The organism is Streptomyces sp. NPDC058964, from assembly GCF_042741275.1.
Classification (GTDB): domain Bacteria; phylum Actinomycetota; class Actinomycetes; order Streptomycetales; family Streptomycetaceae; genus Streptomyces.
Window position 1 is genome coordinate 22,235 of sequence record NZ_JBHYKH010000009.1, and the last position, 8,780, is coordinate 31,014.

The following is an 8,780-nucleotide window of genomic DNA, read 5'->3' on the forward strand; positions in this document are numbered from 1 at the left end:
CCCCGGAACCGTGTGGCTCCGGGGGCCTTCGCCCACGTACGGGCCCTCACGCCTCGGGGAGGCGGTCCAGCTGGGCCTGGATGCGGGCGATGTCCTCGTCAGCCTTGGCGAGCCGCGTGCGGATCTTCCCGACGACGTGGTCGGGGGCTTTGCCGAGGAACGCCTCGTTGCCGAGCTTGGCCGTGGCCTGCGCCTTCTCCTTCTCGGCGGCGGCCAGGTCCTTGGCGAGGCGCTTGCGCTCCGCGGCCACGTCGATCGTGCCGGAGAGGTCGAGGGCGACCTCGGCGCCGGCGACCGGCAGGGTGGCCGTGGCCGTGAAGGACTCGCCCTCCGGCTGGAGGCGCAGGAGCTGCCGGATGGCGGCCTCGTGCGGGGCCAGCGCGGTGCCGTCCAGGGTGAGGCGGGCCGGGACGCGCTGGCCGGGCTGCAGGCCCTGGTCGGCGCGGAAGCGGCGGACCTCGGTGATGACGGACTGGAGGCTCTCGATCTCCTGCTCGGCCGCCTTGTCGCGGAAGCCGCTGTCGGTCGGCCATTCGGCGACGACGACCGACTCGCCACCGGTGAGGGTGGTCCACAGCGTCTCCGTCACGAACGGGACGACCGGGTGCAGCAGCTTCAGCGTGACGTCCAGGACCTCACCGAGGACGCGCTTGGAGACCTCGGCCGCCTCTCCGCCCGCCTGGAACGTCGTCTTGGACAGCTCGACGTACCAGTCGAAGACCTCGTCCCACGCGAAGTGGAAGAGGGCGTCGGACAGCTTGGCGAACTGGAAGTCGTCGTAGAACGCGTCGACTTCGGCGACGACCGAGTTGAGCCGGGACAGGATCCAGCGGTCGGTGGCGGACATCTTCGCCGGGTCCGGCAGCGGGCCGTCCACCGTCGCGCCGTTCATCAGCGCGAAGCGGGTGGCGTTCCAGATCTTGTTGGCGAAGTTGCGGGAGCCCTGGACCCAGTCCTCGCCGATCGGGACGTCGACGCCGGGGTTGGCGCCGCGCGCGAGGGTGAACCGGAGCGCGTCGGAGCCGTACTTGTCCATCCAGTCCAGCGGGTTGACCGCGTTGCCGAAGGACTTCGACATCTTCTTGCCGAACTGGTCGCGGACCATGCCGTGCAGGGCGATGGTGTGGAACGGCGGGGTCCCGTCCATCGCGTACAGGCCGAACATCATCATCCGGGCGACCCAGAAGAAGAGGATGTCGTAGCCGGTGACCAGGACGGAGTTCGGGTAGAACTTCGCGAGGCTCTCGGTCTGCTCGGGCCAGCCCAGCGTGGAGAAGGGCCACAGGCCGGAGGAGAACCAGGTGTCGAGGACGTCGGTGTCCTGGCGCCAGCCCTCGCCGCTCGGCGGCTCCTCGTCGGGGCCGACGCAGACGACCTCGCCGTTCGGGCCGTACCAGACCGGGATGCGGTGACCCCACCACAACTGCCGTGAGATGCACCAGTCGTGGAGGTTGTCGACCCAGTCGAAGTACCGCTTCTCCATCTCCTGGGGGTGGATCTTGACCTTGCCGTCGCGGACGGCGTCGCCGGCGGCCTTGGCCAGCGGGCCGACCTTGACCCACCACTGCATGGACAGGCGCGGCTCGATGGTGGTCTTGCAGCGGGAGCAGTGGCCGACGGAGTGGACGTAGGGCCGCTTCTCGGCGACGATCCGGCCCTCGGCGCGCAGCGCGGCGACGATCGCCGAGCGGGCCTCCAGGCGGTCCAGGCCCTGGAAGGGGCCGTGCGCGGTGATGACGGCGTGCTCGTCCATCACGGTGAGGGACGGCAGGTTGTGCCGCTGGCCGATCTCGAAGTCGTTCGGGTCGTGCGCCGGGGTGACCTTGACGGCACCGGTGCCGAACTCGGGGTCGACGTGCGTGTCGGCCACGACCGGGATGGAGCGCTCGGTCAGCGGCAGCTTGATGAGCTTGCCGACCAGGTGCTTGTAGCGCTCGTCGTCCGGGTGAACGGCGACGGCGGTGTCACCGAGCATGGTCTCGGCACGGGTGGTGGCGACGACGATGGTGTCGTCCCCGTCCCCGTACTTCATGGAGACGAGTTCGCCGTCGTCGTCCTGGTACTCGACCTCGATGTCGGAGATCGCGGTGAGACAGCGCGGGCACCAGTTGATGATGCGCTCGGCGCGGTAGATCAGCTCGTCGTCGTAGAGCCGCTTGAAGATTGTCTGGACGGCCTGGGACAGTCCCTCGTCCATGGTGAAGCGCTCGCGGGACCAGGCGACGCCGTCACCGAGACGCCGCATCTGTCCGCTGATCTGGCCGCCGGACTCGGCCTTCCACTGCCAGACCCGCTCGACGAAGGCGTCCCGCCCGAGGTCGTGCCGGGACTTTCCTTCCTTCCCGAGCTCGCGCTCGACGACGTTCTGCGTGGCGATGCCGGCGTGGTCCATGCCGGGCTGCCACAGCGTCTCGAAGCCCTGCATGCGCTTGCGGCGGGTGAGGGCGTCGATGAGCGTGTGCTCGAAGGCGTGCCCGAGGTGCAGGCTGCCGGTGACGTTCGGCGGCGGGATGACGACGGTGTACGCGGGCTTGTCGCTCTTCGCGTCGGCCTCGAAGTAACCCCGCTCTACCCAGCGCTCGTACAGCGGCCCCTCTACATCGGCCGGCGCGTACTGGGTCGGCAGTTCGGTGTCGGGCGCTGATGGCTGCTGCTGAGCGTTCTCGGTCACGGGGGTCAGTTTAGAGGTGTCACGACCCAGTCCCGAAACGCGTTTGTTCTGTAACGGTGCGCCCCCCGATGCGGTGGGCTTCCTGTGCCTGCGCCAGGATGTCAGGAACACATAAGCATCTGGAGGGGAACCCAGAAATGAGTCACAACCAGCCGGGCCCGTACGGCGGGCAGCCCCAGCAGCCCGGACCGTACGGCCAGCCGGGCCCCTACGGCCAGCAGCCGCAGGCCCCCCAGCCCGGCTACGGCTACCCCCAGCAGACCCCTCCGCCCCAGCCCCAGCCCCAGCCCGGCTACGGCTACCCGCAGCAGGGCGTCCCCCCGCAGCCGAACCCGTACGGCCAGCCGACGGCCCCCTACGGGCAGGGCGCATACGTACCCCAGCCCCCGGCCCCGGGCGGCGGCAAGAAGAAGACGGGCCTGATCATCGGTGCGGTGGCCGTGGTGGCGGCGGTCGCGGTCGGCGCGTACTTCGTGCTGAGCGGGAGCGGGAGCGGTGGCCTCTCCGACGACGGCCCGCACAAGCTCACGACGCCGGCCTCCCTTCTCGCCGACAAGTACAAGCGGATGGGCAACGGCAAGGAGGAGAAGGCGACCTCCAGCGACGAGAAGGACCTCGCCAAGGCCGGCGTCACGGACGCCACCTCCGTCGGGGCCATCTACTCGACCGTCGACCTGACGGCCATCGACGGCACCGACCCGAGTGACCTGGCGAAGGCACAGACCGCCGAGAACATCACCTACTTCGGCGTCTACGGCACGGTGAAGGACCCCCAGAAGGCCCTGGACACCACCTTCGCCCAGATGAAGAGGGACACCGACTCCAAGGACGTCAAGCTGGTGGGCGACGCCAAGTCCGTCACGCCCGACGGCCTGGACGGTGCTGTGATGAAGTGCCAGCAGGCGGACAGCACGAACCAGCTGACTCACAAGCCCCAGACGACGTACATGTGCATCTGGGCGGACTACAGCACGATGGGTGTCGTGGAGCCGACCGCAGGGGCGAAGACCTACACGATGGACGAGTCGGCCAAGATCGCGTCCGACGTGCGCAACGCAGTCCGGGTCAAGAAGTAGGCATCCAGCCCGGGCCGGGACGTCGAGGAGTTCCCCGTCGTCCCGGTACCGCCTCCTGAACTCGCCGCGACGAGGTCCCGGCACCTACGGAGCCTTCGAGTGGAGGGGCAAGTACTCGCCAACTCGTCTGCAAACGCAAGGCCCCGGTCTGCGGCGGATTCCAGGGGTCGTAGCAACACCGTGGTGAGTTGATCAAGCCGCGAGCAGTTTAGACAGACGCTCGGCTGGGGTTTCCCAGCCGAGCGTTTTGCGTGGGCGGCTGTTGAGTTCGGCGGCGACGGCGGCCAGGTCCTCTCGGCTGTGGCGTGACAGGTCGGTGCCCTTGGGGAAGTACTGCCGCAGCAGGCCGTTGGTGTTCTCGTTCGAGCCGCGCTGCCAGGGGCTGGCCGGGTCGCAGAAGTAGACCGGGATGTCCGTGGTGACGGTGAAGGCTCGGTGGGAGGCCATCTCGATGCCCTGGTCCCAGGTCAGTGACCGCATCAGGTGAGGTGGGAGAGTCTGGACGGTCTCGGTGAGCGCGTTTCGGACAGCGGCGGCGCCGTGGTCGCGTGGGAGGTGCACGAGCATCAGGTAGCGGGTGCTGCGTTCGACCAGGGTGCCGATGGCGGAGCCGTTGTTCTTGCCGAGGATCAGGTCGCCTTCCCAGTGGCCGGGGATGGCCCGGTCGGCGACCTCGGCCGGCCGTTCGCTGATCATGACCATGGGGTGCACGAACCGCGATCGGCGGGCTGCCGAGTGCCGGTGCGGGCGGCGCATCGCGCGTCCGGTCCGCAGTGCCCGGGTCAGCTCGCGCCTCAGTTCCCCGCGGCCCTGGACGTAAAGCGCCTGGTAGATCGTCTCGTGGACCACGTGCATCTCCGGCCGGTCGGGGAAACGTGCCCGTAGAGCGTGGCAGATCTGCTCCGGACTCCACCGCCGGGTCAGGTGGTCCTGGACGAAGTCCCGCAGCTCGGGGTTCTGGCCGATCTTGCCGGGCTTGGGGCGCGGTTTGCGGGCGTCCGCGCGGCGCTGGGCGGCGTGCGGACGGTAGTACCAGCCGCCGTTGGGCATGAGCGTGCGGTTGCGGCGGATCTCCCGGCTGACGGTGGAGGGACTGCGGCCCAGCTCGGCCGCGATGGCCCGGACGGACGCCTTCTCCCGGATCCGGTCAGCGATGTGGATGCGGTCGCCCTCGGTGAGGTAGCGCGAGGGGCCAACGGGCTCCTCAGGGCGAGCCGGGGGTTCCGGCGTCTGCCAGGGCAGCCCCGTATCCACGATGGGCGGGGCTGCCTTGTACCTCCCGGATGCCTGCCGGCCGTAGAGCCAACGCTTGCCGGTGCGGCGGTTGATACCGACGATCCGGCAGGCTTCCGTGTTCCCTATTCCAAGATCCACGAGCCGAAGGTATTCCTCCCGCTCACGGTCCAACCTCCTCGGCCCCTGAGGCCGCCGATCCTTCCGGATCTCGAAGTCCATCGCACCCCTTGAACTGGGGTGTTGCGACGACCACTAGAACGGAAGTTCGACCCGGGGCCCTTCGCCGTGTGTACGCGATGCGCGCTCAGAGCAGCTTGCGCGCGGCCCTCCTCAGGTCATATTCGTGAACGATCGCCTTGGCGTGGCCGTACGCGAGATTGTGCTCGTGCCGGAGCCAGCTGACCTTCTCCTCGAAGCGGAAGAGAGCGGGGCCTTCCTCGACGGCGCGAAGCCAGTCGGAGACTTCACGGCCGGTGCAATGGGGGATGCGGGCGAGCAGATTGCGATGGGTCTCCTCGGAGAAGACTTGGGACATCGGCGCCTCCGGACGCATTCGACGAAGCCGGTCCTTCACGTCACCGTGCCTGAGCGTTGGCGTATTGGCAACAGTCCTGGTGCGACGCGTAGTCTCGCGGCGTGGTTGACACGACACCTCTGACCCGAGCCGTGGATCACTTCGCCGACCGGCTGCGGGCCGCGCCGCAGAGCCGCCTCCAGCGCAGCGCCGCCGCGGAGGCGCTGGCGCTGGCCAGGGACTTGGCACTGCGTGCCCAGCAGATCGAGGATCCCTCGGGGGAGCCTCGGGAGATGCCCGACGCGGGCATGTTCGCGGTCGCCGACCAGATCACCGTGGCCGTGCACGACTTGGCAGTCGTGCTGAAAACCGACGCCGAGGTCGAGGAGGCGGTGAAGCTGGTGGAGGAGGCACAGAAACGCGCCGGGGTCTAGGAGACCTCCGGCGCGTGATGCGTGGACCGCTGGGCTACAGGGACGCGATGACCCGGTCGGCCAGGATGTAGACGTTCTCCTCGCCGCACGCGAACGTCAGCGTGTACGCGCCCGAGATTCCCGAGCCGCCGAGGAGGTACGGGTTCTCGCCCGCGCGCAGTGCGGACGCCAGGCGCTCCGCGGTCTCACGGTGGCCCGGGGTCATGCACAGGGTCGTGCCGTCGGCGAAGACGTAGACGTCGAGGGTGCCCAGCGGGCCCGGACGCACGTCGGTCAGTTCGACCCGGGCCTCGGCGAGCTGCTCCAGGGTGCCGACCGTGCGCTCGTGGTCGTTCACCACGGGCGACTGCACCGGTACGAAGTCGGGGTGCGAAGGGTGGCGGCGACGTGCCGCGGCGAGCTCGGGGGACTCCGTGGGGGTGCCTCCCTGGACGAAGTCCTTGGGGGAGAACTCGTCGGCCTCCGTGCTCGGCTCGGTGACCGGCTCCAGCGGCTCCATGCCCACGAAGTCGGTCTGGCGGGGCAGGAACACCTCGCTGTCGGCCAGGCCGAGCAGGGAGGGCGCGCCGGAGGCGTCACGGGACTCCTGTGCGGCCCAGAAGGCGCGTGCCTCGGCCAGCTCCCGCTCCCGCTCCTCGGCGAGTGCCTCGGCGACCGCGGCGCGTATCTCGTCGGCGTCGGCGGTGCGGGCGGCGGGCAGCAGGGCGCGCGTCGCGGCCGCCTGGCTCTCGGCGAGCTGGGCGTGCAGAGCGGCGACCTGGCGGCGCAGCACCAGCACGGTGCGCAGGACAGCGACGCCCACGGCACCGGTGGCGGCCGTGGTGAGCAGCAGGGCGATCGGCATGGCGCTCACTGACGTACTCCCGGTTCAAAGTCGACCCCCGACTTCCTACATCAGCTTGAAGGGCGGACTAACCAGCTGTCAGTGCGTAACGTCACGAAACGGACAGGAAATCGGTCCGAGGGTTTACCCCGATAGCAGCTCTGACCTGCGCAGACATCCCCGCCGAGGGGGGTAGGTCACATCCTGGGGGAGATTGGATCACAAATCGGTCCGACGTTCGGAATCCATCGACCGCCGGACCGAAGGGGTCACGCTGGGTCCGGCGCCGGTCACACTGCGGGACCGGCGCCGGGTCGTCCGTGCGGAGCCGGATCAGCTGAGGCGCTCGATGACCATCGCCATGCCCTGGCCGCCGCCGACGCACATCGTCTCCAGACCGAACTGCTTGTCGTGGAACTGGAGGGAGTTGATGAGCGTGCCGGTGATGCGGGCGCCGGTCATGCCGAAGGGGTGGCCGACCGCGATGGCGCCGCCGTTGACGTTCAGCCTGTCGACGTCGATGCCGAGGTCGCGGTAGGAGGGGATCACCTGGGCGGCGAAGGCCTCGTTGATCTCCACCAGGTCGATGTCGTCGATGGTGAGACCGGCGCGACGGAGGGCCTGCTGAGAGGCCTCCACCGGGCCGAGGCCCATGATCTCGGGGGACAGTCCGGAGACGCCCGTGGACACGATGCGGGCGAGCGGGGTCAGGCCGAGCTCACGCGCCTTGGTGTCGGACATGATGACGACCGCGGCGGCGCCGTCGTTCAGCGGGCAGCAGTTGCCCGCGGTGACCAGGCCGTCCGGGCGGAAGACCGGCTTGAGGCCCTGGACGCCCTCCAGCGTGACGCCGGCGCGCGGGCCGTCGTCCTTGCTGACCACCGTGCCGTCGGGGAGCGTCACCGGCGTGATCTCGCGCTCCCAGAAGCCGTTCTTGATGGCTTCCTCGGCGAGGTTCTGCGAGCGGACGCCGAACTCGTCCATGTCCTGGCGGGTGACGCCCTTCCAGCGGGCCAGGTTCTCGGCCGTCTGCCCCATCGCGATGTAGGCGTCGGGGACGAGGCCGTCCTCACGCGGGTCGTGCCAGGTCGTGCCCTCCTGCTCGGCGACGGCGGCGGTACGGGCCTCCGCCTCGGCGAAGAAGGGGTTGTGCGTGTCCGGCAGGCTGTCGGAGTTGCCCTTCACGAACCGCGAGACCATCTCGACGCCGGCCGAGATGAAGACGTCGCCCTCGCCGGCCTTGATGGCGTGCAGGGCCATGCGGGAGGTCTGGAGGGACGAGGAGCAGTAGCGGGTGATCGTGCAGCCCGGCAGGTGGTCCATGCCCATCTGTACGGCGACGATCCGGCCGAGGTTGTTGCCCTGTTCGCCACCGGGGAGACCGCAGCCGAGCATCAGGTCGTCGATGTCCCTCGGGTCCAGCTCGGGAACCTTCGCGAGGGCCGCCTGGATGATCGTGGCGGTGAGGTCGTCCGGGCGCAGGTCCTTGAGGGAGCCCTTGAAAGCGCGGCCGATCGGGGAGCGGGCGGTCGAGACGATGACGGCTTCGGGCATCACGGCTCCAGTGACGTGCAGGAAATTGGCGGGCTGGTTGGGAAGTTACCCGTACGTATGGCCCGGGTCACGCGTGTGCGGGTGTGACCCTGGCCGCAATTGTCTAAGCGCTTGCTTGGTCCTCCGGTGGTTTGCCCGGGATCGTGCGGGTGGGCAGGGGGTGCCGTCCCGGGGGATTCGCCCCCCGACCCTCGGTCCGGGCGGCCTCGTCCTGCGCCGGACGGGGCGGGAGCGGGTTTTCGCGGAGGTTCCGGCTGTACTCGGCGCTATGCACACCCGCTTCCCGACTCCGTCGGCTGGGAGGCGGGATCCGAGACGGACGGCTCCGTCGAAGCCGGGGCCGCTTCGGGGACGCGGCGGCGGCGGGGGGGCGTGTTCCCGGGCCCCGGGGCCCGCCGCCCCGGGGGGCGAGCCCGCGGGGGCGGGGTGGGCCCCCCCGCGCGCGCCCCCCCCACCGCCCCCCCCCCCCCGC

The 8,780-nt window shown here is 69.7% G+C and carries 7 protein-coding genes; 2 read left to right on the forward strand and 5 right to left on the reverse strand.

Going from position 1 to position 8,780, the window contains the following annotated elements:
- Positions 1–46: 46 nt before the first annotated feature.
- Positions 47–2,671: a valine--tRNA ligase gene (locus ACFW2E_RS02245; protein WP_384460013.1), complete on the reverse strand. Its 2,625-nt coding sequence runs from the start codon at positions 2,669–2,671 to the stop codon at positions 47–49.
- Positions 2,672–2,808: 137 nt separating this feature from the next.
- On the opposite strand from ACFW2E_RS02245, the gene ACFW2E_RS02250 reads away from it, so the two are divergent.
- Entirely contained in the window at positions 2,809–3,747 is a 939-nt protein-coding gene (locus tag ACFW2E_RS02250; protein ID WP_384460016.1) for a hypothetical protein, read from the forward strand.
- A gap of 192 nt (positions 3,748–3,939) precedes the next feature.
- Here the strand turns inward: ACFW2E_RS02250 and ACFW2E_RS02255 are convergent, their stop codons facing one another.
- Both ACFW2E_RS02255 and ACFW2E_RS02260 read right to left on the reverse strand, forming a co-directional pair.
- Positions 3,940–5,109 carry an IS30 family transposase gene (locus tag ACFW2E_RS02255; protein WP_384460085.1) on the reverse strand — a complete coding sequence of 390 codons (1,170 nt, stop codon included), beginning with the start codon at positions 5,107–5,109 and terminating at the stop codon, positions 3,940–3,942.
- Positions 5,110–5,287: 178 nt separating this feature from the next.
- Complete coding sequence (locus ACFW2E_RS02260) at positions 5,288–5,518, reverse strand: DUF4287 domain-containing protein (RefSeq protein ID WP_316748890.1); 231 nt, start codon at positions 5,516–5,518, stop codon at positions 5,288–5,290.
- 101 nt (positions 5,519–5,619) lie between these two features.
- Here ACFW2E_RS02260 and ACFW2E_RS02265 point away from each other — a divergent pair, with 101 nt between their 5' ends.
- Entirely contained in the window at positions 5,620–5,931 is a 312-nt protein-coding gene (locus ACFW2E_RS02265) for a hypothetical protein (protein ID WP_384460020.1), read from the forward strand.
- Positions 5,932–5,965: 34 nt separating this feature from the next.
- Here ACFW2E_RS02265 and ACFW2E_RS02270 read toward each other — a convergent pair whose 3' ends face one another.
- Both ACFW2E_RS02270 and ACFW2E_RS02275 read right to left on the reverse strand, forming a co-directional pair.
- Complete coding sequence (locus tag ACFW2E_RS02270; protein WP_384460023.1) at positions 5,966–6,784, reverse strand: hypothetical protein; 819 nt, start codon at positions 6,782–6,784, stop codon at positions 5,966–5,968.
- A 303-nt stretch (positions 6,785–7,087) separates the two neighbouring features.
- Positions 7,088–8,308 carry an acetyl-CoA C-acetyltransferase gene (locus ACFW2E_RS02275; protein WP_384460025.1) on the reverse strand — a complete coding sequence of 407 codons (1,221 nt, stop codon included), beginning with the start codon at positions 8,306–8,308 and terminating at the stop codon, positions 7,088–7,090.
- Positions 8,309–8,780: the final 472 nt, after the last annotated feature.